The following is a 24,263-nucleotide window of genomic DNA, read 5'->3' as shown; positions in this document are numbered from 1 at the left end:
CCGGCTGGCGGCGCGCCTGGGCGCCGCAGCCGGTAAAGTCGCGCCATGGATTTCCTGCTGCGCGTGATTCAGGTGCTGCCGCTGGCCGACTGGCTGGCGCTGGGGGTGTTCTTCGCCGGCTGGGTGGGCTATGTGCGGTTCGCCAAGGCCCGCGCGGTGCGCCGCCCCTCGGTGCTGGCCAGCACCAATCGCATCCGCCAGGAGTGGATGCTGCAGACCACCTTCCGCGACAACCGCATCGTCGATGCAGCCGTGTCGCAGAGCATGGCCACCAGCCCGAGCTTCTTCGCCTCGACCACCATCTTCATCATCGGCGGTCTGATCGCGGCGGTGGGCGCCACCGACAAGACGGCGGAAATGGTGCAGGAGCTGCCCTTCGCCGCGCGCACCTCGATGCTGGTGCTTGACCTGAAGCTGCTGGTGCTGACCGGCATCTTCGTGCATGCTTTCTTCCGCTTCACCTGGTCGATGCGCCAGTACAGCTTCGGCGCGCTGCTGATCGGCTCGGCGCCCTCGCCCAAGGATTTCGAGCGTGCCGAGGACACCCAGCTGCGCCGGCGCTATGCCGAGCGCGCCGGCCGGGTCATGGGCCTGGGCGCCGAGACCTTCAACGACGGCCTGCGCGCGGTCTACATGAGCTTCGCCGCGGTGCTGTGGTTCCTGTCGCCGCTGGCGATGGTGGTGGGCACGCTGGCGGTGATCTGGGTGCTCTACCGCCGCGAGTTCCACTCCGACGTGCTGTCGCTGCTCAACGAGCCGATGTGATCCCCGCTCGCGGCCTCATGGCGCGACCGTGACCGACGCCACCACCTTCGGACGCTCCAGCCCCCGCCGGATCGTGTCCGCCAGCGTGTCGGCCACCAGCGTGGCCATGCGCTGCGCGCCTGCGTCCGTGAAGTGGACAAAGTCGGCGAAATTCTCGGCGCCCCCCGGCATCTTGGCCGAGGCATCGACCAGCGGCAGCTGGCGTGCCTGTGCCAGCGCCCGCATGCCTTCGGCGGCCCTGCGCTCCATGTCGAGCAGCCCCTCTTCGCGCAGCTCCGGATAGAAGGAGCGCCAGTTCGTCAGCATCAGGCCATCGCCTCGCTCGAAGCCGGGACCGAAGCGGGTCGCGTGCGTGACCAGCAGCGGCCGCGCGCCCATCGATTCGGCCACCCGCGCGGTGCAGGACAGGTCGGAGAGGAAGCGGTCCAGCTGCGCGTCGGGCAGCCGATCCATCACCTCGCCACGCGCCTCGAAGCGCTGGATCGACAGCTGCTTCAGCGCCACCGTCATCTGCAGCGGCATCAGCGGCTTGGCGATGTCCGTGAGCTTGCCGGCCAGGCGCAGATGCAGCTTGGGCGGCAGCGGGGCCATCTGCTCGGGTGACGGCGTCATCCTCACCGCGCGGGTCGAGCCCCCCTCCCGGCACAGCGTGTTCTCCGCCCCGATGTAGTTGGCCGGAGACGGATACAGCAACACCCACTGCGGCTGCAGCCGAGCGATCGCCTCGCGCAGATAGTCGGCGTGGCCGATGCGGATGCCTGGCAGCGCGATGTTGATCACCTCGGCATTCGACAGGCCGCGACGCTGCAGTTCGCGCTCGAGCTGGCGCGGATATTCGTTGCCCGCACTCTCGTAGAGCCCGAAGGTCTCGGAGGCCCCGAAGGTCAGGATGCGCACGCTGCTGTCGGGGCGAGGCTCGGGACTGCGGTAGCCCAGCGAGTTCATCGACCACTTGGCAAAGCGGGCTCCGGGCCGGCCCTGGCGGCCCTCCGGGCTGTCATGGAAGACCGAGTCGATGCTGTGCGGGCGGTTCATCGGCGCCTGCTGGCGAAGCTTGTCCTCCAGACGGGCACAGCACTCCAGGGTCAGCAGCGCCAGCAGCGCATAGGCGGTCCAGCGGACCGGACGATGCTTGAGCAGGGTCGTCATCATCAGCAGGTCTCCACGAGATCGGAGGTGGAATCAGAAGTGGAAGTAGGCGAAGGACTGCGGCTGGCCGCCCAGGAACAGGCACAGATAGGCCATGACGGCGTAGCCCGTCACCCGCAGCGGCGCGCCTCGCAGACGCCCGCCCCAGAGCAGCCGGGAGAAGTACAGCTCGCCCGTGCGCCACTGCACCCACTGCACCAGCAGCAGCGGCGCGACCAGCTTCAGCACCTCGCCCAGCGGCGCCCAGTCGAAGCCGCCCTGCGGCACCAGCAGCAGATGCGTCATCGAGGCGATCTGCTCCAGCGAGGTGGCGCGAAACAGCAGCCAGCCGTAGCAGGTCATGAGGAACATCGTCGCGATGCGGAGCGTCAGCCACAGGCTCGGCATCGCCTCGAATCGCTGGCCGATGCGCTCGAGCGCCGGCTGCGCCAGGCGGTGCAGCACCAGGATCAGGCCGTGGTAGAAGCCCCAGAGCACGAAATTCCACGCCGCGCCGTGCCACAGGCCGCCCAGCAGCATCGTGATCATCAGGTTGCGGCAGGTCATCCAGCGCGAGCCGCGGTTGCCGCCCAGCGGCTTGTACAGGTAGTCGGCCAGCCAGCTCGACAGGCTGATGTGCCAGCGCCGCCAGAAGTCCGACGGGTTGGTGGCGAAGTACGGCAGACGGAAGTTCAGCGTGAACTCGAAGCCCATCAGCCGCGCCACGCCGCGCGCGATGTCGGTGTAGCCCGAGAAGTCGCAGTAGATCTGGAAGGTGAAGGCCAGCACGCCGGTCACCACCGTCGCGGTGTCGGGCGTGGCGCCGGCGCGGAAGGCCGCGTCGACCCAGGGCGTCAGGTTGTCGGCGATGTAGACCTTCTTGAAGTAGCCCCACAGCATCAGGTGCAGGCCCTCGATCACCACGTCGCGCTGCATCGTGCGCGGGCGGATCACCTGCGGCAGCAGCGTCGAGGCGCGCTGGATCGGACCGGCCACCAGATGCGGGAAGTACAGCACCGCCAGGAAGAAGTCCCAGAACGAGTCGCAGGGATGCAGCTCGCCCCGGTAGACGTCGATCGTGTAGGACATCGCCTGGAAGGTGTAGAACGAGATCGCCACCGGCAGCACGATCTCCATCACCGGCAGCGACCAGTCCAGCCCGAGCAACCGGCCGGCATCGACCGCCGACTGGGCGAAGAAGTTGGCGTACTTGAAGAAGCCCAGCAGGCCCAGGTTCAGCGCGATGCTCAGCTGCATCCAGCGCTTGCGCACCTGCTGGGGCTCGCCGCGGCGCACCGACTCGGCCAGCTTCAGCGAGATCTGGTAGTCGACCCCGGTGGTGAACAGCAGCGGCAGCAGGAAGCGCCAGTCCCAGCTGGCATAGAACACGCAGCTGGCCAGCACCAGAAAGATGTTCTGTCCACGGTGCGGCAGCGCGTGATAGATCACCAGCACCACCGGCAGGAACAGCAGGATGAATTCCGCCGAGTTGAAAAGCATGACCCCCCCGAACAGGATGGAGGGGGCCGCGAGGTCGCCCGATTGCGCCCCGTTTTCTTGGCTTGTGACCCGGATCTTGTGCTGACCCGCCCCCTTAAATGAAAATAATCATAAAGAGATTTACAATGTAAAAGCGTGATTCATTAGCCCTTACCCCCTAGGCAGGCGGTGTAAAGAGATCACGACCGGAGCAGAGATCGCGCAGGATGCCCCGTCATGAGGCCGATGCAGCCGCCGAGGCCCCCACCGGGGTGGCACCCTCCGCTGCCCCCTCCCCGGCCCGCCCCGGTCCAGGCGAGCAGCGGAAGGGCGGCGGCTGGCGCAGCGGCGTCTCGCTGATCCAGATCTCGGCACGACGCTCCATCGTGGCCACCGGCGTCGCGTCCAGCCCGGCCGGACCGAGGCGACCGATGCCGCGCACCACATCGACCTTCACCCCGAGCTCGCCCAGCACCCGGGCGACCTCCGCAGCTCGTCGCTCCGACAGCGTGCGGTTGCCGCAGAAGCCGCCAGGATCGTTGGCGCTGGCCAGCACCAGAATCGCCGCGCCACGCGGAATCTGGCCGGCCGCCAGCAGACGGCCGAGCCGCTCGGTCTCGGCACGCGCCACCGCATCGAGCGTGTCGGCGCCGGCCTCGAAGCCGATGCGCCCCCCCAGCAGCCGCGCCTGGCGGATCAGCGCGGTCTGGTCACGCGGCAGGCGCGGTGCCGGCAGGGTCTCGGCGGTGGCGGGCTGACCGGCCGCCAGCAGCTGCGGCACCGCCGGCACCGCCAGCCGGGAGGCCAGGCGCTGCTGCGCCGCCGGCCCGGCCAGATAGCTGGCCAGGCGCTGCAGCCGTGCGTCCGAGCCCGCCGGCAGGTGCATGACCACCCGGTGCGTCAGCGGATAGCGCTCGGCGGCCAGGGTCTGCGCGTCGGGCATCCAGGCCGCCCCCGAGGCATCGGCCACCGGCAGCACCCGCGCGGTGCCGACCTCGGCCAGCGGCACCAGGCCGATGGCCTCAGGATCGGCCGCCACCGCCTTCAGCAGCTCACGGCTGTCGGCATGGGCGGGCAGCGCGGTGGGCAGGCCCTCGCCAGCGAGCAGCTGGCGCGACACCAGCGCCTGCAGTGCGGGATCGGCCGGCAGGTGCACCGCATCCGCCCGGCCGGCGCGGCCGAGCAGGCGCTGGCGCAGCTGCCCCGGCGTCAGCGAGCGCAGCGGGCTGTCCGGATGGACCACCACCGCCAGCGCGTCCAGGCCGAGGGTGATGTCGTCGACGCCGATGTCGTCACCCAGCACCGAGACCCGCCGCAGCCCGGCAGCACCCGAGACCGAGAGCGCCGGATCGAGCCGGAACTCGAGCCGTGCGCCGGCGGAGGTGCGCGCCACCAGCAGCGGCACGGTCGGGTCCGGCCGGCGCGCATCGTTCAGACCGTCGGCGCGCAGGAAAGCCTGGACCAGCTCGGCCATCAGGTCCGGGCCCAGCAGCGCGGCGCCATGCAGCGTCAGGGTCGCGGGCAGGCCGGCGGCAGGCGGCTGACCTTCGAGCGTCGCGCCCGCCTGGGTGACCAGCCCGGCGCCCGCCCCGGCCCGCACGCCGGACTCCGAAGCCGACTTGCCACCCAGCCCCGACAGGAAGAAGCCCGCCGTGGCCACCAGCACGACGCCGACGACCGGGACCAGCCAGCGCGCTGCGCCGGCCGGCGAGGCCTCGACCGCCGCATCGATCGGCAGCAGCGCGGCGCCGCATTCCGGGCAGCGATCGTCCGGTGACTTCAGCGGCAGCAGCGCACGGGAAGCCGCCTTGCTGCAGGCGGCGGGCAGATTGGTGCAGACAGCACGGCTCATCGGGGGCATTCCTGACGGATCAGCTTCATCGCCTCGCGGGCGGCTTCGTTCCAGTCGCGACTGATGGTGTCCCACTGGGTGGGCGGCGACTGCCGGCGCAGCATCTCGATGCGGTCGCGCATGCGGTCGCGCAAGCCGGCGATCGCCTCGGGCGAGCCGTGGCGACCGGACTGCAGCTCGGCGCAGACCTCATCAAAAAGATCATGCAGCACCCGCTCGCGGGCCTGGTCGACCGCCTCGAGCGGATCGCGACCGAGCCGCACCCGGGCGATCTCGAAGCCGTCGGCATCGAGGCTGACATGCACCAGCACCGGCGCGCCGGTCAGCGGCTCGGGCTCGTGGCGCAGCAGGCCCAGCGCCTCGGCCAGCAGCACGACGGTGCGCGCACGCGCCTGCTGCGCCTGCACGTCGACCGCCAGCAGCTCGGGCAGGCAGGCCGCCTCGTCGAGCTGCAGCCACAGCGCCGCGCGCCCCGCCTGCAGCCGATGCGCCTCATGCAGCCGGTGCAGTTCCTGCACCGGGCGCAGCGCCTGCAGCGGCAGGCCGCGCACCAGGCGTATCAGCACCAGCGCGCCCTCGCCTTCGGCGCGCATCTGCAGCGTCGGCGCGGTGCCGGCGCCGCCGGGCCGGCGCAGCAGCCGGGCCAGGTCCGCTGGCTGCAGCGTCGGCACGGCCCGCGCCGCGATGCCGCCGCCGCCCTCGTCCTCGTCGACATCGGCGCTCACTGCGTCACCGGGCTCCGGCAGCGCCGGCACCCTCAGGCATTCCTGGATGCTGGCGCCGGGCGCCTGCTCAGACGACCACAGCAGCGAGACCGCCGCCTGCGCGCGCAGCGCCGCCTGCTCGCGCGCCAGCCGCTCGGGCTCTGCCTGCAGCCCGGCCAGCCAGGCGTCCCAGGCCCCCGCGACCACCGGCTGAAGCTGCGCCGGCGGCAGGCGCTGCGCACAGGCCGCCAGCAGCGCGTCGCAGGTGGCCGCCTCGCCGATGCGCTGCGCGAAGATGCGGAAGCTCGCCTGCTCGCCGAGCCGGGCGAACAGGCCGGCGCGCAGCACCCGCAGATGCTCGCGCTGCATGGTCTCGCGGGTGATGAGCTGCTGGCGCCAGGGGTTGAGCAGCTCGCGCGTGTCCAGCCGGGACTCGCCGGCCTCCGGCCGGGCCGGCGGCAGCGCGGCGGCGGCGGCCGCATCGGTGGTCTCGACCAGCGCGGCCAGCTCCATCTCGCCCGCGTCGATCATGCCCTGCAGCGTGGTGAGCTGCGCCTCGATCTCGGCAACCAGCCGCAGCGTCAGCGTGACCGCCGCCGAGCGGGTGCGCGCCAGCGCGTACTCGCGCAGCAGCTCGATCAGCGCCTCGACATCGACCTGCGCGGTCTGGCCCCGCAGCCGCGCCAGCATGCCCGGACGCACCGCGGCGGCCTGCTCGGCCGCCTCGATCTGCTGCCACAGCAGCGCGGCCTGGGTCTCCAGCCCGTGCTGCTCCTGGCGCAGCGGCTCGACACGGTCAGCCAGATCGGCCAGCACCGCCGCCAGCAGCTGACCGCACTCATGCAGCGCGCGCCGACCCTCGCGCCAGTCCTCCCACAGCGTCGACTCGACCCGCTGGCGCACCACCACCGCGCGGCGGCGCAGCGCATGGTCGGGCAGATCGAAGGCTGCATCGATGCCTTGGCCGCGGAAGCGCTCCTCCAGCCCCTGCTCGAACAGGCGCCGCAGCTCGGTGGCGCGCCGGGCCGGCGCGACCAGATCGATCAGCTGCCGGTAGTGCGCCTCCAGCGCCTGCCATTCCTGCTCGATCGGCGTGCCCGGCGGACTGTCGCCGTCGATCTCGGACAGCGGTGCGGCCAGCTGCAGATGCGCCTCGCTCAGGCCCCAGCCGGCCAGCAGCGCCTCCATCGATTCCATCGCCTCGACCGGCACCGGGCGCGGATGGGTGACAAAGCCCAGGCCCGGGCGCCAGTGGTTGTAGCGCAGCTGGGCCAGCAGCCGCAGCAGCAGCTCATGGCTCAGATGGCTACGCAGCGCGACCCGGTCGGCCGTGCGCTCGGCCAGGCCGAAGGCGGCGAACTCGCCCCGGCGGGCGGCCTGGCCCGCGGCGCGCGGCGGCGTCAGCCACTCCGGCTCGCCGCTGACCCGCTGGAAGATCCAGTCGGCCAGGCGCTGCTCGCGTCCGGCCGCGTCCAGCGGCTGCAGGCCGCGCTCGTCGGTGCGCGCCGACAGCAGGCACAGCTCGAACAGACCCTCCTGCGCGGCGGCCTGCAGCTCGCGCAGCACCGCATAGGCCTGGACCTCGGCCAGCGGCGCGGGCCGGCCGGCGGCGGTGTCGTCCTGCGGCAGCAGCGCATGCAGATGCACGCTGCAGCGGGTGGCTGGCGGATGCTGGCGCAGCAGCTGCAGCAGGTCGATCAGCAGACCCGCGCCGGTGGCCCCGCCGAGCTGGACCACCAGATGCAGCGTCAGCGACGGATGCGTGTGGCGGGCCTGCAGCGCCTGCGAGACCGCATCGAGCGCCAGCCGCACCCGCCCTTGGCCGTGCGCCAGCAGCAGCCGGCCGAGCCGGCGCGAGGGCCAGCCCGGCAGCCGGGCCGCCACCTGCGACAGCGGCGCATCGAAGGCACCGAGCTCGAGCAGCCGCGCCTCCCAGTCGAGGCCCTCGAGCGCCAGACAGGCGCGCAGCTCAGGCCGAGCGCGCAGCAGCGCATGCAGCTCGGCGGCGCTGGCGCCCAGCAGCAGCCGCTGCGGGGCCGGCGGCACCAGACTGCTGCCAAGATGGCGCCAGCCGGGCGCATCGTCCCGGAACTCCTTCGGATCGGTGTCGATCAGCAGCGGCTCCAGCACCGCGCGGCGACCGGCGGGCTCGATGCGGCAGGCCAGCCTGCGGCACAGAGCCTGCCATACCCGGACACCGGCCCCCCCGAGCCCGAGATACAGATGATTCATGTCAGCGTCGTATCCAGCAATGTCGTCATGCCGGTTGCGGCAGCACTGCCGCCCGGCGGTCGCTATGGTCCCGGCAAACCGCCGGCCCCCCGCCGCCGGATCGCCCCGCATGGCCCCCGGAATTACGGGGTAATCGCGCGGCATTTTGCGTTATTTCCACTTCCAGTCCGGCACCCGAAGTTGCAGAGATCACGACATCTGACACGAGTTGCAACAGCCGCTGCCTACAATCCCGCGATGACTGCCCCGAAGAACTTCGTCCACCTGCGCTCCCACACCGAATTTTCCGTGGTCGACGGCACGCTGCGGATCGACGACGCGGTCGATGCCGCCGCGAAGGACGGCCAGGCCGCGATGGCCATCACCGACCTGTCCAACCTGTTCGGCGGCATCAAGTTCTACAACGCCGCGCGCAAGAAAGGCGTGCAGCCGATCATCGGCGTCGACATCTGGCTCGAGCCCGACGGCCCGGCCACCGCGGGTGACGCCCGCCCCGCCACCCGGCTGCTGCTGCTGGTGCAGGACCGCCAGGGCTATCTGAACCTGTCGGAGATCCTGTCGCGCGCGTGGATCACCAATGTGCAGCGCGGCAACCAGGCCTGGGTGAAGTGGGCGTGGCTGGAGGAGCTCGGCGGCGGGCTGATCGCGCTCTCCGGCGGCCTGATGGGCGCGGTCGGCCAGGCGCTGGCGATGGGGGACACGGCGCGCGCGCGCGATGTCGCGCAGCGGCTGGCGGCGGTCTTTCCGGGCCGCTTCTATCTGGAACTGCAGCGCGCGCAGCTGAGCGGCCACGAGGCCAATGTGCGCGCCACCGTGCCGCTGGCGGCCCGGCTCGGCCTGCCGGTGGTGGCCACCCACCCGATCCAGTTCCTGGAGCCCGACGACTTCGAGGCCCACGAGGCGCGGGTCTGCGTGGCCGACGGCGACACGCTGGCCAATCCGAAGCGCATCCGCCGCTTCAGCCGCGACCAGCATTTCAAGACACAGGCCGAGATGGCCGCGCTCTTCGCCGACATTCCCAGCGCGATCGCCAACACCGTCGAGATCGCGCGGCGCTGCAGCCTGACGCTGGTGCTGGGCAAGCCGCAGCTGCCCAACTTCCCCACGCCGCTGCTGGCCGACGGCTCGCCGATGCCGATGGCCGACTACTTCCGCCAGCTCTCCTTCGAGGGCCTGGAAGATCGCCTGAAGCTGCTCTTCCCCGACACCACGAAGCGCGACGCCGAGCGCCCGCGCTATGTCGAGCGGCTGGAGTTCGAGCTGACGACCATCCTGAAGATGGGCTTTCCCGGCTACTTCCTGATCGTGTCGGACTTCATCCGCTGGGCCAAGGCCAATGGCTGCCCGGTGGGCCCGGGCCGGGGCTCGGGCGCGGGCTCGCTGGTGGCCTACGTGCTGTCGATCACCGACCTGGACCCGCTGCAGTACAACCTGCTGTTCGAGCGCTTCCTCAACCCCGAGCGGGTCTCGATGCCCGACTTCGACATCGACTTCTGCCAGGGCAACCGCGACCGCGTCATCGACTACGTCAAGGACCGCTACGGCCGCCCGGCGGTGAGCCAGATCGCCACCTTCGGCACGATGGCGGCCAAGGCGGCGCTGCGCGACATCGGCCGCGTGCTGGGCATGGGCTACGGCCATGTGGACTCCATCGCCAAGCTGATCCCGGCCCCGCCGGGCAAGACGGTGACGCTGGCACCGCTGCCCGACAACTTCGACCCGGCCAAGTCCAAGCTGATCTACGCCCGCCACGAGGCGCCGGAAATCGAGACGCGAGAGAAGAACGACGAGGAAGTGGCCGAGTTGCTCAAGCTCGCCACCCGCGTGGAAGGCATGGTGCGCAACATCGGCATGCACGCCGGCGGCGTGCTGATCGCGCCGGGCAAGATCACCGACTTCTGCCCGCAGTACCAGCAGCCCGGCAGCGACTCGGCCGTCAGCCAGTACGACAAGGACGACGTCGAGGCCATCGGCCTGGTGAAGTTCGACTTCCTGGGCCTGGCGACGCTGACCATCCTGGAGCTGGCCAAGGAGTTCATCGTCGCGCGCCATGCGCACCGCCAGGACTTCGCCTTCGAGACGATTCCGCTCGATGACGCGCGCGTCTACAAGCTCTTCTCCGACGGCCTGACCGAGGCGGTGTTCCAGTTCGAATCGGGCGGCATGCAGCGCATGCTGCGCGACGCCAAGCCCAGCCGGCTCGAAGACCTGATCGCGCTGAACGCGCTCTACCGCCCGGGCCCGATGGACCTGATCCCCAGCTTCGTGGCGCGCAAGCACGGCCGCGAGGTGGTCGAGTACCCGCACCCGCTGGTCGAGCCGGTGCTGGCCGAGACCTACGGCATCATGGTCTATCAGGAGCAGGTGATGCAGACCGCCCAGGTGCTGGGCGGCTACAGCCTCGGCGGCGCCGACATGCTGCGCCGCGCGATGGGCAAGAAGAAGCCCGAGGAGATGGCGCAGCACCGCCTGCTGTTCCGCGAGGGCGCCGCCAAGAAGGGCATCGACCAGGACAAGGCCGACGAGGTCTTCGACCTGATGGAGAAGTTCGCCGGCTACGGCTTCAACAAGTCGCACGCCGCCGCCTATTCGCTCTTGGCCTATCACACCGGCTGGATCAAGGTCCACCACGCCGCCGAGTTCTTCGCGGCGAACATGACCATCGAGCTCGACGACACCGACAAGCTCAAGATCCTGCGCGACGACGCCACCCAGCACTTCGGCATCGCCTTCGAGGCGCCGGACGTCAACGTCGGCGTCTACCGCTTCGAGCCGGCGCCGGGCAAGGCGGGCGACCGGCTCATCCGCTACGGCCTGGGGGCGATCAAGGGCACCGGCCAGGGCGCGATCGAGGCCATCCTGCGCGCGCGCGCCGAGGGCGGCCCCTTCCACTCGATCTTCGACTTCGCGCACCGCGTCGACCGCAAGAGCCTGAACAAGCGCGTGGTCGAGGCGCTGATCAAGGCCGGCGCCTTCGACAAGCTGCATCCGCTGGGGCTGGACGGACGCGCACAGCTGCTGGCCAGCGTCGGCCTGGCCTTCGAGTACGCCGACAACCAGGCCGCACACGCCGACCAGGGCGGCCTGTTCGACTTCGGCGACGCCGACGCGCACGGCAGCTCCACCCGCGAGCCCGACTATCCGGCCGTCGAGCCCTGGGACGTGAAGACGCGCCTGGCGCACGAGAAGGTCGCCATCGGCTACTTCCTGTCGGGTCACCTGTTCGACCAGAGCGCGCCGGAGGTGCGCCAGTTCGTGCGCCGCGAGATCGCCGATCTGCAGGACAGCCGCGAGCCGCAGACGGTGGCCGGCATCGTCACCGACCTGCGCGTCGTCAACGGCCAGCGCGGCCGCGCGGCGATCTTCAAGCTCGACGACAAGAGCGGCGCGATCGAGGCGGTGGTGGCCGAGGAGCTGCTCAACGCCAACACCGAGCGGCTCAAGGACGACGAGCTGCTGATCCTGACCGGCAAGGTCCAGCCCGACCGCTTCAGCGGCGGCCTGCGCTTCAACGTGCAGCAGATCTCGGATCTGGCCGAGGCGCGCTGCCGCCATGCGCGCTTTTTGCGCGTGGTGGTCGGGCGCACGCTGCCGCCGCTCGACGCAGTGCTGGCCGCGCATCCGCCGAAGCAGGAAGACACCGAATTCGGCGAGACGCTGACGCGCGGCGTGCCGGTGCGCCTGCGCATCGTGCGCGAGCAGGCGGTGGGCGATGTCGACCTGGGCGAGCGCTCGCGCTTCTGGCCCAGCGACGAGGCGCTGGCGCAGTGGGCCGCGCAGTGCGGCGCGCAGAGCCAGCTCGTCTACACCGACGACAGCGCCGGCTGAGCCGAGGGCCGGGAACGCCAGGGAAGTGCGCAGGCCTTCACGCCGCCCCTTGTCCTCGGGAGACCGATCCGGAAAAGCGGGCTCGGCGTCAGGGATTCACGCTGCTAACCTTCATCCCAGGTTGACGAGTTCCTGCAGGCCGGCCTACTCAACCGGCCTGATCGTCACACCTGAACCCTTGATGAGCGCATGAAGCATGAAGGGCCGGACCTGCTCCCGGGGCCGGCCAGGGACGCCCCCGCGAGGGGGCGTCTTTTTTTGTTCAGGCCAGCGAGCTCGCGGGCGAATCGCGCCGCAGCGAGGCCAGTGCCTGACGCAGTCCAGCCTCCTGCTCGCGCAGGGCCATCGTCGCAGCGCCCAGCTGCTCGACGAAAGCAGCGTTCTGCTGCATGGTGCTGTCGATGTCCCGAAGGGACTGGCTCAGGGCTTCCAGCCGGGGCTGACCCTGCCTGGTCGCCTGCGCAGTCTGGTGCATCAGAGCCTGGGCGCGGGAAATCAGTCCCTCCATTTCGCCCAGCGCCTGGCCGGTGCCACGAGCGATCTGGTTGCCCTCGCCGACACTCGCCACCGCGGCCTGGATCAGGTCTCGCACGTCGCGGGCTGCAGCCGCGCTGCGCTGAGCCAGCGAGCGCACCTCGTTGGCCACCACCGCAAAGCCCCGCCCCTGCTCGCCAGCCCGGGCAGCCTCCACCGCCGCATTGAGGGCCAGAATGTTGGTCTGGAAGGCAATGCCGTCGATGGCCGAGATGATCTCGGACATGCGCCTGCTGTTGGCATCGATCTGCTGCATCGTGCTCAGCAACTGGTGCGTCGACGCCAGCACCGTCGAGACGGCCGCTGCCAGACGGTGATTGCTCTGCTCGGCTTCCATCGTGACCTTGAGCGTGTCACGTGACTGATCCACCACGGCCTCGATCTCGACCGAAGTGGACTGGGTGCGCGCCGCACTGGCTTCGGTGCGGGCAGCCAGATCGGCGGATCCGCAGGCGATCTCCTGAAGAGCTGAGCTGAGGTTGGCAGCGGCGCCATCGACCTGGCGCATCATCATGCCCAGTCGCGCCTGCATGCCCACCATCGCGGCGATCATTGGCGCATCAGCGCCGGCCGGCGGCGCGGACTCGAATCGACCCTCACTGATCGCACTGGCCATCGCGTTCACCTGGAAGGACCCCTGCACCAGATTCCGCAGCATGACGGCCAAGTAGGACAGCGCCAGAGCCTGGACCGTGCCGACGCCCGCATGAACCCAGAAATGGCTCCAGCCGCTGCGCTGGCTGTTCCACACGATCGCGCCAGACTCCATCTGTTGCAGCACCGTGAAACTACCGTGATGCAGGGCAATCAGGCCGAGCGCGAACACGATGGGCCGCCAGTCGCAGTAGACCACCAGCACCGACATCAGCACGAAAAAGCTGAAGTGTGCCTCCATGTCACCACCGGTCTGCTGGATGATCAGGGCGGTGAAGATCATGAAACCCGTGGCCATCGCCAGACGTGACAGCAGAGATGCCGGATCACGGTGTGCGAACCAAGCCGGAATCAGCAAGGCTGGCAGTCCGACCACCAGCGCCAGCATCAGCGTGGACGTCACCAGGCCCAGGCCCAGACACAGCAGCAGGTGGGCACTGGCACAGATGATCGCCACGCGGTGGGCCCGGCGATGAAACTGCCGGTTCTGAAGATCGACACTATCCAAGACCATCTCCTGCAGCAGCATCGGCAGACGCTGCGAATCAGCGCACGCGACAGATATCCGGGGACACGGACTCAGGACGCAGATGCCACAGCGCTGCACCGGAGAGGCCGATCCAGAGCAGCAGCATCAGCACCAGCAAGGCTGGCGATCTCGACGGTGAGGACGAGGTCATCGTCGGTGCAGCGACAGGCATGGTGCAGACGACATCATGAGCAAGGCCCTCCTATCGACGCTGGCCGGCAAGACTTGAGATCGTCCAGGACAAACCGGCTCAATTGCAACCATCAGCCAACGCGCGGGAGCGAACGCCACGCCATCGCCCCCTGCCCCGCCGCCCGGCCGCTGGCCAGACAGGCCGTCAGCAGATAGCCGCCGGTCGGCGCTTCCCAGTCGATCATCTCGCCGGCACAGAACACGCCCGGCAGCGCCGAGAGCATCAGCCGCGCGTCCATCGCCTCGAAGCGCACGCCGCCGGCGCTGCTGATGGCCTCGTCGATCGGGCGCGCGGCCAGCAGCCGCAGCGGCAGCGCCTTGATGCGCGCGGCCAGTGCCACCGGATCCGCGCACAGCGCCTGCCAGGCCGGCGCGTCCAGCCCCTCGCGCAGCAGCGCCGCGCGCACGCCGTGAATGCCGGCCTGCTCCTTCAGGTGGTTGATCATCGAGCGTGCGCCACGGCCGCGGGCCAGCGCGGCGGCCAGCGTCGCCTCGTCCTTGGCCGGCAGCAGGTCGAGTGCGACGTCGGCGTGGCCGCAGGCGGCGATCTCGTCGCGCAGCAGCGCAGAGGCCGCGTAGACCAGATTGCCCTCCAGCCCGTGGGCGCCCAGCACCGCCTCGCCGAGGCGGTCGAACACCTGGCCGGTGCGATCGGTGAACTTCAGGCGCACATTCTTCAGCGGCGTGCCGGCATGGCGCTCGCGCAGGAAGTCGCTCCAGGCGATGTCAAAGCCGCAGTTGGATGGCGCCAGCGGCGCCACGTCGACGCCCTGCCCGGCCAGCCACGGCTGCCAGGCGCCGTCCGAACCCAGCCGCGCCCAGCTCGCGCCGCCCAGCGCCAGCACGATCGCGTCATGCGTGCTGGCCTGCGGCCCGTGCGGCGTGTCGAAGCCCAACGTCCAGCCGCCGCCCTCGCCCTGCGCGGCCTCGATCCGTCCGCTCCAGCGGTGGCGCGCATGCAGCGCCAGCCCGGCCGCGCGCAGCCGGTGCAGCCAGGCGCGCAGCAGCGGCGCGGCCTTCATGCCCTCGGGGAAAACCTTGCCGGAACTGCCAACGAAGGTCGAAATGCCCTGCGCATGCACCCAGGCGCGCAGCGCCTCGGGCCCGAAGTCGTCGAGCCAGCGGCCCACCTCGGTGACGCGCTCGCGGTAGCGGCCACGAAAGGCCGCCTCGGGCTCGGCATGGGTGATGTTCAGCCCGCCCTTGCCGGCGAGCAGGAACTTGCGCCCGACCGAGGGCATGGCATCGAAGAGATCGACCTGCGCACCGGCGGCGAGCAGGACATCGGCGGCCATCAGGCCGGCGGGGCCGCCGCCGACGACGGCGACGCGGAAAGAAAATGGGGCAGACATGCGGCGAGTCTAGGGGCTCGCCGAAGGGCCGCGCGCGCGACGCCCGACAGGCGTCTCGGTCCGCCAGCCAGGTCACCGTTACTTGCGAGAGGGCGCCACCGCGCCGGAGCTGGCGCCATAATGTTCATCACAGTTCACCACAGTTCAGTCGGGCTATGCAGCCACGACTCCGCCCATGACAAAGACCACCTCCTTGGCCCTGTCACTCGCACTGACCCTGGGTGGCTGCCTACAGACTGTGCCCTCGGCCAACGTGCGCATCTGCGACGACAAGGGCTGCTCCGACCGACCGCGAGACACCGCCACCTTCGACGCCACCAAGGACGACAACCCCGAGGAAACCCGTCGCTTGGCCACGCTGAAGGACATCGCCGCCAAGGATCCGCGAGCGGCCTACGACCTGGGCATCCGCCTGATGCGCGGCGATGGCGTGCGCATGGACAGCTACCAGGCCATCCAGTGGCTGCGCCAGGCCGGAGAGCGTGGCGACCTGCGCGCCCAGGCGGCGCTGGGTCGCATCTACCTCACCGGCCTGCAGGAAATGGGGTCCGATCCCGCCGAGGCCGAGCGCTGGCTGTCGGTCGCCGCAGAACGCGGCGACAACGAATCGGCAAGGCTGCTGCCCGAAGCCACCAAGGCAAAGCAGGATGAACAAGCACGCTACCGCTGGCGCGAGCACTACCGCAAGAACGGCATCGCCTGGTGGTACAGCGCCTACCCGTACTACTGGGCCTGGCGCGCCGGCGTCTGGGTTCTGTACTGACACCCTCTTCCCCGACCTTCACCCCCAACGCACATCACCATGAAGAATCTGGCAAGCCCCTTCCACTGGACAGCCTTGGCCTGCACGCTCGCACTGGCCGGATGCGTGACACCCGGCGGTGGCCTCGTCTCCACCGGCACCGCCGCCACCGAAGCCAAGGGCGGTGCCGCGGGAGGCACGAGCGTCGGAGCCAACAGCAACCTGCAGCGCTGCGATGCACCGCTGGGCACGCTGGCCGTCGACGACGGGCGTGGCAAGCCGTGGTACGCGAGCTTCGGCCAGGCCACGCAGGTGACGTCGATCGAGCCGCTGCTGCGGCTGGCGGTGCAGCAGTCCAACTGCTTCGTGATCACATCCATCGGCAACAACCGCATGGAAGAGAAGATCTCCTCCATCACGGACAAGCAGCGCAACTCCGGCGAGTTCCGCGCAGGCTCGCAACAGCAGAAGGGGCAGCGCGTCGCAGCCGACTACTTCCTCGACCCGCAGATCATCATCAACAACGATTCCACCGGCAAGATCGCCGGCGCGCTGGGTGGCCTGCTCGGACGTGGGCTGGGCACGGTCGCCGGTTCGATGGAGTCGAAGGCCTCTGTCGTGACGCTCACGCTCATGGACATCCGCTCGGGTGTCCAGATCGGCATCTCCGAGGGCAGCTCCACCGCCACCAACTTCGGCGCTGCGCTCGGCGCCTTTGGCGGCGGTGCGGCGGGCGGGTTGAGCGGCTTCTCGCGCACGCCCGAGGGCAAGGCCACCGTGGCAGCCTTCATGGACGCCTACAACAACATGGTGATCTCGCTGCGCAACTACAAGGCGCAAGAGGTCAAGGGCGGCCTGGGCAAGGGCGGCGTGCTGAAGGTCGGCAACTGACGCTGCGCGGCGTCCAGCGCCGCAGCAGAGCCGGTCGCGCCAATCGGGGAGGCGCGCAGGAGCCGCCTCAGATCGCCATCAGCTGCCGCACGCCCTCGGCTTCCATGTCACGGCCGCGGCCGCGCTGGATGATCTCGCCGCGCTCCATCACCAGATACTGGTCGGCCAGCTCCGCGGCGAAGTCGTAGAACTGCTCGACCAGCACGATGGCCATGTCGCCGCGGTCGGCCAGCATGCGGATGACGCGGCCGATGTCCTTGATGATGCTGGGCTGGATGCCCTCGGTCGGCTCGTCGAGGATCAGCAGCTTCGGCCCCGGCGCCAGCGCCCGGGCAATCGCCAGCTGCTGCTGCTGCCCGCCCGACAGGTCGCCGCCGCGGCGGTGCATGAACTGCTTGAGGATGGGGAACAGCTCGAACAGCTCGGCCGGGATCGGCGTGCGTGCCGGGCGGCTGGCCAGGCCCATGCGCAGGTTCTCCTCGACCGTCAGCCGGCCGAAGATCTCGCGGCCCTGCGGCACGTAGCCCAGCCCCTTGCGAACCCGGTCGTAGGAGGTGTCCTTCGAGATGTCGGCGCCGTCGAGCAGCACCGCGCCGCTGCGGATCGGCACCACGCCCATCAGGCTTTTCAGCAGCGTGGTCTTGCCCACGCCGTTGCGCCCCAGCACGACCGTCACCTCGCCGAGCTTGGCCTCGAAATCCAGCCCGCGCAGGATGTGCGAGCCGCCGTAATACTGGTGCAGACCGGAAACCTTCAGCATCTCATCCCCCTCATCGGCCCAGATAGACCTCGACGACCTTCTCGTTGGCCTGCACCTCGGCCAGCCGGCCCTCGGCCAGCACGCTGCCCTCGTGCAGCACGGTGACCTTCTTGCGCCCCTCGGTGAGCTGGTCGACGAACTTCATGTCGTGCTCGACCACCACCAGCGAATGCTGGCCCTCCAGGCTCAGGAACAGCTCGGCGGTGCGCTCGGTCTCCTCGTCGGTCATGCCGGCCACCGGCTCGTCGAGCAGCAGCAGCTTCGGATCCTGCATCAGCAGCATGCCGATCTCCAGCCACTGCTTCTGGCCGTGGCTGAGGAGACCCGCGGTGCGCTGCGCCTCGCCCTTGAGGTGGATGAGCTGCAGGATCTCGCCGATGCGGTCGAGCTGCTCGCCCGAGAGGCGGTGAAAGAGGCTGGCGCGCGCGCGCCGGTCGGCCTTGAGCGCCAGCTCCAGGTTCTCGAACACGCTGAGCTGCTCGTAGACGGTGGGCTTCTGGAACTTGCGGCCGATGCCGATCTGCGCGATCTCGTTCTCGCGCAGGCGCAGCAGGTCGATGGTCGAGCCGAAGGAGGCCTTGCCCGCGTCCGGCCGGGTCTTGCCGGTGATGACGTCCATCATCGTCGTCTTGCCGGCACCGTTCGGGCCGATGATGCAGCGCAGCTCGCCGACGTTGATCGCCAGGCTCAGCTTGTTCAGCGCCCGGAAGCCGTCGAAGCTGACGGTGATGTCGTCCAGATAGAGCGCCACGCCCTGGGTGAAGTCGGGCTGGCCGGCCTGCAGCAGGCGGCCGAAGGAGGCGTCGCCACCCGAGGCGCCGGCCTGCTGGGCGCGCGCCTCGTGGCGCTCGCGCACCTCGTGCATCGATTCCATCAGGTCGGGCGTCATGCGCGGGTCTCCTTCTTCTTGGACGAGAACTTGTCGAACAGGCCGACGATGCCCTGCGGCAGGAACAGCGTCACCGCGATGAACAGCGCGCCGAGGAAATACAGCCAGAACTCCGGGAAGACCTGGGTGAACCAGCTCTTGGCGCCGTTGACGAAGAAGGCGCCCAGGATCGGGCCGATCAGCGTCGCGCGCCCGCCCACCGCGGCCCAGATGGCGATCTCGATCGAGGCCGCGGCGCTCATCTCGCCGGGATTGATGATGCCGACCTGCGGCACGTAGAGCGCGCCGGCCACCGCGCACATCACCGCGCTGAGCGTCCAGATCGCCAGCTTGTAGGCCAGCGGGTCGTAGCCGGTGAACATCACCCGGCTCTCGGCGTCGCGGATGGCCTGCAGCACGCGGCCGAACTTGCTGTGCACGATCCAGCGCGCCATCAGATAGAAGCCGATCAGCGTCAGGCCGGTGAGCACGAACAGCACCATGCGGGTCTCGGGCAGCGCGATCGGCACGCCCAGGATGCGCTTGAAGTCGGTGAAGCCGTTGTTGCCGCCGAAGCCCGTCTCGTTGCGGAAGAACAGCAGCATCGCCGCGAAGGTCATCGCCTGCGTGATGATCGAGAAGTACACGCCCTTGATGCGGCTGCGGAAGGCGAAGAAGCCGAACACCAGCGCCAGCAGCCCCGGCACCAGCACCACCATCGCCATCTGGAACAGGAAGCTGTCGGAGAAGGTCCAGTGCCAGGGCAGCGCCTTCCAGTCCAGGAAGACCATGAAGTCGGGCAGATCGCTCTTGTAGTTGCCGTCGCGGCCGATCTGGCGCATCAGGTACATGCCCATGCCGTAGCCGCCCAGCGCGAAGAACAGGCCGTGGCCCAGGCTCAGGATGCCGGTGTAGCCCCAGATCAGGTCCATCGCCAGCGCGCAGATGGCGTAGCACATGATCTTGCCGATCAGCGCCACCGCGTAGTCGCTGAGATGGAAGGCGTGGCCTTCGGGCACCACCAGGTTGAGCAGCGGCGCCAGCACCGTCACGGTGACGGCGGCGGCCATCACCGCCGCCCAGCCCTTCGGGCCGAGCAGCAGGCCGCGGCGCGGCGTCAGGTTCAGGGAGGTCATCGGGATGGCACTCATGCTTCGGCACTCCGGCCCTTCATGGCAAACAGGCCTTGCGGACGCTTCTGGATAAAGACCACGATGCACACCAGCACCATGATCTTGGCCAGCACCGCGCCGGCGAAGCCTTCGAGGAACTTGTTGAGCACGCCCAGGCCCAGCGCGGCGTAGACCGTGCCGGCGAGCTGGCCGACGCCGCCGGTGACCACCACCATGAAGGCGTCGACGATGTAGCCCTGGCCCAGGTCGGGCCCGACGTTGCCGACCTGGCTGAGCGCGCAGCCCGCCAGCCCGGCAATGCCCGCACCCAGGCTGAAGGCGTAGGTGTCGATGCGCGCGGTCGGGATGCCGACGCAGGCGGCCATGCGGCGGTTCTGGGTGACGCCGCGCACGAACAGGCCCAGGCGCGTCCTGTTGATCATCAGCGTGACGGCGCCCAGCACCAGGAAGGCGAAGACGATGATGGCCAGCCGGTTGTAGGGCAGGATCAGGTTGGAGAGCACCTGCACGCCGCCCGACAGCCAGGCCGGGTTCTCTACCGCGACGTTCTGCGCGCCGAACAGGCTGCGCACGCCCTGCATCAGCACCAGCGAGATGCCCCAGGTGGCCAGCAGCGTCTCGAGCGGGCGGCCGTAGAGCCAGCGGATCACCGAACGCTCCAGCGCCGCGCCCACCAGCGCCGACACCAGGAAGGACACCGGGATTGCCAGCACGATGTACCAGTCGAAGGCGCCGGGCAGGTACTGCCGGAACAGGTTCTGCACCACGAAGGTGGCGTAGGCGCCGATCATCATCAGCTCGCCGTGGGCCATGTTGATCACGCCCATCAGGCCATAGGTGATCGCCAGCCCCAGCGCCACCAGCAGCAGGATCGAGCCCAGGCTGGCGCCGGTGAACAGCACGCCCAGGCGCTCGCCCCAGGCCAGCTTGCCCTCGACCGCATCCAGCGCCGTCGTCAGCGCGCCGCGCACCGCCGCGTCCGTCTCGACGCCCGGGGCCAGGCGCTCCTGCAGCAGGCTCTTCACGGCCGGCTCGCTGCTGGCGGACAAGGCCTGCGCCGCAGCCAGGCGCTTGGCGACATCGGACGACGAGATCAGGATCGTCGCGCGCATCAGTTCCAGCCGCGACTTCAGGCCCGCGTCGCTCTCGGCGGCCCAAGCCTTCTCGATCAGCGGCAGCTGCGACTCGTCCAGGGTCTGCTTGCGCAGCTCCTCGATCGCCTCGGCGCGCACCTTCGCCTCGGGCGAGACCAGCTTGAGCGCGCCCAGCGCGGCTTCGAGCGCACCGCGCATGCGGTTGTTGTTGACGACGTCCTCGGCGGCTTCCGGCAGCTCGACCGCCTGCGCGGTGCCGGCGACGACCACCTTGTCGCCCTGCATCTGGAACACCCGGCCGTCGAGCACCTTGACCTCGCCGTCGAGCAGCGCGCGCACGAAGCCCGGCAGCTGGGCGTCGCCCGCGGCGGCGGCCTGGTTGAGCGCCTCGATGCGGGCGTCGGTCTCGCCGCTGGCGATGGCGGCGGCCTGCTCGGGCGTGAGCGCATGGACGGCCGGAGCAAGGCAGGCCAGCGCGAAGGTCAGGGTTCGCAGAAGTTTCACGGCAGGGATCTCGTGTCGAGGCCCCCGGAGCGGTCAAGCCGCGGCGGGGGCCGTCAGGAAGGCGACCGGCGCGGGCCGTTCAGGCCCGCCGCCCGCTCACTTCTTCTCGGGCACGTTCTTCTTGCCCTTGTTCTCGGCGATGTAGTCGCTCCACGGATCGGCGACCACCGGGCCCGGGGTCTTCCAGACCACGTTGAACTGGCCGTCGGCCTTCACCTCGCCGATGAAGACCGGCTTGTGCAGGTGATGGTTTTCCTTGTCCATCGTGCTGGTGAAGCCGCCCGGCGCCTTGAAGGTCTGGCCGGCCATCGCCGCGATCACCTTGTCGGTGTCGGTCGACTTGGCCTTCTCGACCGCCTGCTTCCACATGTGGATGCCGATGTAGGTGGCTTCCATCGGGTCGTTGGTCAGCGGCTTGTCCTTGTGGCCGGCGATGCCCTTGGCCTTGGCGTAGTCGCTCCACTGCTTGATGAAGGCGGCGTTGGTCGGGTTCTTGATCGACATGAAGTAGTTCCACGCCGCCAGGTGGCCGACCAGCGGCTTGGTGTCGACGCCACGCAGTTCTTCCTCACCCACCGAGAAGGCCACCACCGGCACGTCGGTCGCCTTCAGGCCCTGGTTGCCGAGCTCCTTGTAGAAGGGCACGTTGGAGTCGCCGTTGATGGTCGAGACCACCGCGGTCTTCTTGCCTTCGCTGGAGAACTTCTTGATCTTGGCGATGATCGACTGGTAGTCGGAATGGCCGAAGGGGGTGTACTCCTCCATGATGTCCGCGTCGGCCACGCCCTTGGACTTCAGGAAGGCGCGCAGGATCTTGTTGGTGGTGCGCGGGTAGACGTAGTCGGTGCCCAGCAGCACGAAGCGCTTGGCCGAGCCGCCGTCCTTGCTCATCAGGTATTCGACCGCCGGAATGGCCTGCTGGTTGGGCGCAGCGCCGGTGTAGAACACGTTCTTGCTGAGTTCTTCGCCTTCGTACTGGACGGGATAGAACAGCAGCGAATTCTTTTCCTCGAAGACCGGCAGCACCGACTTGCGCGACACCGAGGTCCAGCAGCCGAAGACCACCGAGACCTTGTCCTGGTCGATCAGCTGCTTGGCCTTCTCGGCGAACAGCGGCCAGTTGGAGGCCGGATCGACCACGACCGGCTCGAGCTTCTTGCCCAGCACGCCGCCCTTGGCGTTGATCTCGTCGATCGTCATCAGCGCGACGTCCTTCAGGACGGTCTCGGAGATGGCCATCGTGCCCGACAGGCTGTGCAGGATGCCGACCTTGATGGTGTCGGCGGCCTGGGCCAGCATCGGCAGCGTGGTCACGGCCACGCCCAGGGCGACGGCGCTGAGCTTGGCGGCAAAGGAGCGACGGGAAGCTTGCATGACAGGGTTGACTCCGGGAAGAGGCTGACGGGTTGTGTTGACAGCGTTGGCAGCGCTGGAATGGAGTCAGTGTCGAAGTCGCGGCCGATTCGTGAAATACGCCGGATGGCGTAGTGTTTCTCCCCCCTGGATGTGCGCGACAGCGCGCAGCAGCCGGTCAACTTTCATGCAGGCCACCCGGCTCTGGTGCAGACTGCATGGCAGCAGTCTTCCTTTCCCTCTGCCTTTCCCCTCTGCCTTTTTCCTTTCTTCTGCAACGTCAAGCCAAGAGCACGGAGCGCACACGTGATGACGACCAAGATCACCAAGGCCATCTTTCCCGTGGCGGGTCTGGGAACCCGCTTCCTGCCGGCCACCAAGGCCCTGCCCAAGGAAATGCTGCCGGTGGTGGACAAGCCGCTGATCCAGTACGCGGTCGAGGAGGCCTACGCCGCCGGCATCCGCGAGATGATCTTCGTCAACGGCCGCAACAAGCGCGCCATTCCCGACCACTTCGACACCGCCTACGAGCTCGAGACCGAGATGGAGGCCGCCGGCAAGACCGAGCTGCTGGAAACGGTGCGCTCGATCAAGCCCGACGACATGCACTGCATCTACCTGCGCCAGCCCAAGGCGCTGGGCCTGGGCCATGCGGTGCTGTGCGCCGAGCCGGTGGTGCGCGAGGAGCCCTTCGCGGTGCTGCTGGCCGATGACCTGATGGTCGGCGAGCCGCCGGTGCTCAAGCAGATGGTCGAGCAGTTCAATGACTGGCGCACCTCGATCCTGGCGGTGCAGGAAGTGCCGGCCGAGCACACCAGGCGCTACGGCATCGTCTCCGGCCGCCCGGTGGGCGAGCGCATGCTCGACCTGACCGGCATCGTCGAGAAGCCCGCGCCTGAGGTGGCGCCCTCGCGCCTGGGCGTGGCCGGGCGCTACATCCTGACGCCGGGCATCTTCAAGGAGATCCGCAACCAGCCGCGCGGTGTCGGCGGCGAGATCCAGCTCACCGACGGCATCGCCGGCCTGCTGCGCCGCGAGAAGGTCTTCGCCTACACCTACCAGGGCCAGCGCTACGACTGCGGCAGCAAGGAAGGCTTCCTGCAGGCCAATGTCGAGCTGGCGCTGGCGCACCCGACGCTGGGCGCCGAGTTCAAGCGCTATCTCGACGCCCGCTACGGCGTGGCCTGAGAAAGATCGCCCGATGCTGTGGCTGAAGGCCTGGGGCGCGGCGCTGCTGGCCGTCGGCGTGCTCGACGCGCTGTGGCTGGGCTGGCTGGCACGCGGCTTCTATGTGCGCGAGCTGGGCGACCTGATGACGCCGCAGGTGCGCGCGCTGCCGGCGCTGCTGTTCTATGTCGGCTATCCGGCCGGGCTGGTGACGCTGCTGCTGTGGCCGCGGCCCGACGCGATGGGCGAGGCGGTGCTGCGCGCCGCGCTGATCGGCCTGCTGGTCTACGGCACCTACGACCTGACCAACATGGCGACGCTGCGCCACTGGAGCCTGCGCCTGGCGCTGGTCGACATCGCCTGGGGCACGCTGGTCAGCGCCGCCGCCGGCGCGGCCGCCTTCGCGGCCACACGCCCCTGATTCCAGCCAAAATCCGGCCAAAAAAAAGCCGCTCCCGGCACGGGAGCGGCATCAAGGGTACGGATTGAAGAGACAAAAGAG

17 protein-coding genes are annotated in these 24,263 nt (G+C 69.3%); 6 read left to right on the top strand and 11 right to left on the bottom strand.

What is annotated here, in order from left to right:
* Positions 1-45: 45 nt before the first annotated feature.
* On the top strand, positions 46-765 hold the full coding sequence (locus BW996_RS00945) for a DUF599 domain-containing protein (protein WP_037479191.1): 720 nt from the start codon (positions 46-48) through the stop codon (positions 763-765).
* Between the two features lie 15 nt (positions 766-780).
* Here the strand turns inward: BW996_RS00945 and BW996_RS00940 are convergent, their stop codons facing one another.
* The 4 genes from BW996_RS00940 to BW996_RS00925 form a co-directional block, all read right to left on the bottom strand.
* Positions 781-1,917 carry an SGNH/GDSL hydrolase family protein gene (locus tag BW996_RS00940; protein WP_037479194.1) on the bottom strand — a complete coding sequence of 379 codons (1,137 nt, stop codon included), beginning with the start codon at positions 1,915-1,917 and terminating at the stop codon, positions 781-783.
* Between the two features lie 30 nt (positions 1,918-1,947).
* The gene (locus BW996_RS00935; protein ID WP_037479197.1) at positions 1,948-3,393 is read right to left on the bottom strand and encodes an MBOAT family O-acyltransferase; all 1,446 of its coding nucleotides are present in this window, start codon (positions 3,391-3,393) and stop codon (positions 1,948-1,950) included.
* Positions 3,394-3,607: 214 nt separating this feature from the next.
* Positions 3,608-5,224, bottom strand: a complete 1,617-nt coding sequence (locus BW996_RS00930) for a hypothetical protein (RefSeq protein WP_037479200.1) — start codon at positions 5,222-5,224, stop codon at positions 3,608-3,610.
* The gene (locus BW996_RS00925; protein WP_037479202.1) at positions 5,221-8,160 is read right to left on the bottom strand and encodes a tubulin-like doman-containing protein; all 2,940 of its coding nucleotides are present in this window, start codon (positions 8,158-8,160) and stop codon (positions 5,221-5,223) included. Before BW996_RS00925 ends, BW996_RS00930 begins: the two co-directional genes overlap by 4 nt.
* 237 nt (positions 8,161-8,397) lie before the next feature.
* Here BW996_RS00925 and dnaE point away from each other — a divergent pair, with 237 nt between their 5' ends.
* Entirely contained in the window at positions 8,398-11,988 is a 3,591-nt protein-coding gene (gene dnaE, locus BW996_RS00920) for a DNA polymerase III subunit alpha (protein ID WP_037479205.1), read from the top strand.
* Positions 11,989-12,250: 262 nt separating this feature from the next.
* Here dnaE and BW996_RS00915 read toward each other — a convergent pair whose 3' ends face one another.
* Together BW996_RS00915 and BW996_RS00910 are read right to left on the bottom strand one after the other, a co-directional pair.
* A complete protein-coding gene (locus tag BW996_RS00915; protein ID WP_051631654.1) occupies positions 12,251-13,705 on the bottom strand; it encodes a methyl-accepting chemotaxis protein in 1,455 nt (484 codons plus the stop codon).
* Positions 13,706-13,968: 263 nt separating this feature from the next.
* Entirely contained in the window at positions 13,969-15,249 is a 1,281-nt protein-coding gene (locus BW996_RS00910; RefSeq protein ID WP_037479208.1) for a TIGR03862 family flavoprotein, read from the bottom strand.
* A gap of 175 nt (positions 15,250-15,424) precedes the next feature.
* On the opposite strand from BW996_RS00910, the gene BW996_RS00905 reads away from it, so the two are divergent.
* Both BW996_RS00905 and BW996_RS00900 read left to right on the top strand, forming a co-directional pair.
* Positions 15,425-16,012, top strand: coding sequence for a tetratricopeptide repeat protein (locus BW996_RS00905; RefSeq protein WP_037479211.1), 588 nt, complete (start codon positions 15,425-15,427; stop codon positions 16,010-16,012).
* Between the two features lie 39 nt (positions 16,013-16,051).
* The gene (locus tag BW996_RS00900; RefSeq protein ID WP_037479214.1) at positions 16,052-16,882 is read left to right on the top strand and encodes a hypothetical protein; all 831 of its coding nucleotides are present in this window, start codon (positions 16,052-16,054) and stop codon (positions 16,880-16,882) included.
* A gap of 67 nt (positions 16,883-16,949) precedes the next feature.
* Here BW996_RS00900 and urtE read toward each other — a convergent pair whose 3' ends face one another.
* From urtE to urtA, 5 genes are all read right to left on the bottom strand, one after another.
* Positions 16,950-17,642 carry an urea ABC transporter ATP-binding subunit UrtE gene (gene urtE / locus BW996_RS00895; protein ID WP_037479217.1) on the bottom strand — a complete coding sequence of 231 codons (693 nt, stop codon included), beginning with the start codon at positions 17,640-17,642 and terminating at the stop codon, positions 16,950-16,952.
* Between the two features lie 10 nt (positions 17,643-17,652).
* Positions 17,653-18,531 (bottom strand): urea ABC transporter ATP-binding protein UrtD, encoded by an 879-nt coding sequence (gene urtD, locus BW996_RS00890; protein ID WP_037479219.1) that lies wholly within the window; start codon positions 18,529-18,531, stop codon positions 17,653-17,655.
* The gene (gene urtC / locus BW996_RS00885; RefSeq protein ID WP_037479222.1) at positions 18,528-19,661 is read right to left on the bottom strand and encodes an urea ABC transporter permease subunit UrtC; all 1,134 of its coding nucleotides are present in this window, start codon (positions 19,659-19,661) and stop codon (positions 18,528-18,530) included. The genes urtD and urtC overlap by 4 nt, the downstream gene beginning before the upstream one ends.
* Positions 19,658-21,241, bottom strand: coding sequence for an urea ABC transporter permease subunit UrtB (gene urtB, locus BW996_RS00880; RefSeq protein ID WP_051631655.1), 1,584 nt, complete (start codon positions 21,239-21,241; stop codon positions 19,658-19,660). Before urtB ends, urtC begins: the two co-directional genes overlap by 4 nt.
* Positions 21,242-21,337: 96 nt before the next feature.
* Positions 21,338-22,615, bottom strand: coding sequence for an urea ABC transporter substrate-binding protein (gene urtA, locus BW996_RS00875; RefSeq protein WP_037479225.1), 1,278 nt, complete (start codon positions 22,613-22,615; stop codon positions 21,338-21,340).
* Positions 22,616-22,903: 288 nt separating this feature from the next.
* On the opposite strand from urtA, the gene galU reads away from it, so the two are divergent.
* Both galU and BW996_RS00865 read left to right on the top strand, forming a co-directional pair.
* Entirely contained in the window at positions 22,904-23,782 is an 879-nt protein-coding gene (gene galU / locus BW996_RS00870; protein ID WP_037479227.1) for a UTP--glucose-1-phosphate uridylyltransferase GalU, read from the top strand.
* Positions 23,783-23,795: 13 nt separating this feature from the next.
* Positions 23,796-24,182: a DUF2177 family protein gene (locus tag BW996_RS00865; protein ID WP_037479230.1), complete on the top strand. Its 387-nt coding sequence runs from the start codon at positions 23,796-23,798 to the stop codon at positions 24,180-24,182.
* The last annotated feature ends 81 nt before the right edge of the window (positions 24,183-24,263 follow it).

It is taken from the genome of Sphaerotilus natans (assembly GCF_900156335.1).
Lineage (GTDB): Bacteria > Pseudomonadota > Gammaproteobacteria > Burkholderiales > Burkholderiaceae_C > Sphaerotilus > Sphaerotilus natans.
This window is presented reverse-complemented; position numbering and strand designations above follow the sequence as displayed.

Bases quoted from the DNA above. Each gene is read 5' to 3' on its own strand.
- BW996_RS00945 (WP_037479191.1), top strand. From the start codon at position 46: ATGGATTTCCTGCTGCGCGTGATTCAGGTGCTGCCGCTGGCCGACTGG.
- BW996_RS00940 (WP_037479194.1), bottom strand. From the start codon at position 1,917: ATGATGACGACCCTGCTCAAGCATCGTCCGGTCCGCTGGACCGCCTAT.
- BW996_RS00935 (WP_037479197.1), bottom strand. From the start codon at position 3,393: ATGCTTTTCAACTCGGCGGAATTCATCCTGCTGTTCCTGCCGGTGGTG.
- BW996_RS00930 (WP_037479200.1), bottom strand. From the start codon at position 5,224: ATGAGCCGTGCTGTCTGCACCAATCTGCCCGCCGCCTGCAGCAAGGCG.
- BW996_RS00925 (WP_037479202.1), bottom strand. From the start codon at position 8,160: ATGAATCATCTGTATCTCGGGCTCGGGGGGGCCGGTGTCCGGGTATGG.
- dnaE (WP_037479205.1), top strand. From the start codon at position 8,398: ATGACTGCCCCGAAGAACTTCGTCCACCTGCGCTCCCACACCGAATTT.
- BW996_RS00915 (WP_051631654.1), bottom strand. From the start codon at position 13,705: ATGCTGCTGCAGGAGATGGTCTTGGATAGTGTCGATCTTCAGAACCGG.
- BW996_RS00910 (WP_037479208.1), bottom strand. From the start codon at position 15,249: ATGTCTGCCCCATTTTCTTTCCGCGTCGCCGTCGTCGGCGGCGGCCCC.
- BW996_RS00905 (WP_037479211.1), top strand. From the start codon at position 15,425: ATGACAAAGACCACCTCCTTGGCCCTGTCACTCGCACTGACCCTGGGT.
- BW996_RS00900 (WP_037479214.1), top strand. From the start codon at position 16,052: ATGAAGAATCTGGCAAGCCCCTTCCACTGGACAGCCTTGGCCTGCACG.
- urtE (WP_037479217.1), bottom strand. From the start codon at position 17,642: ATGCTGAAGGTTTCCGGTCTGCACCAGTATTACGGCGGCTCGCACATC.
- urtD (WP_037479219.1), bottom strand. From the start codon at position 18,531: ATGACGCCCGACCTGATGGAATCGATGCACGAGGTGCGCGAGCGCCAC.
- urtC (WP_037479222.1), bottom strand. From the start codon at position 19,661: ATGAGTGCCATCCCGATGACCTCCCTGAACCTGACGCCGCGCCGCGGC.
- urtA (WP_037479225.1), bottom strand. From the start codon at position 22,615: ATGCAAGCTTCCCGTCGCTCCTTTGCCGCCAAGCTCAGCGCCGTCGCC.
- galU (WP_037479227.1), top strand. From the start codon at position 22,904: ATGACGACCAAGATCACCAAGGCCATCTTTCCCGTGGCGGGTCTGGGA.
- BW996_RS00865 (WP_037479230.1), top strand. From the start codon at position 23,796: ATGCTGTGGCTGAAGGCCTGGGGCGCGGCGCTGCTGGCCGTCGGCGTG.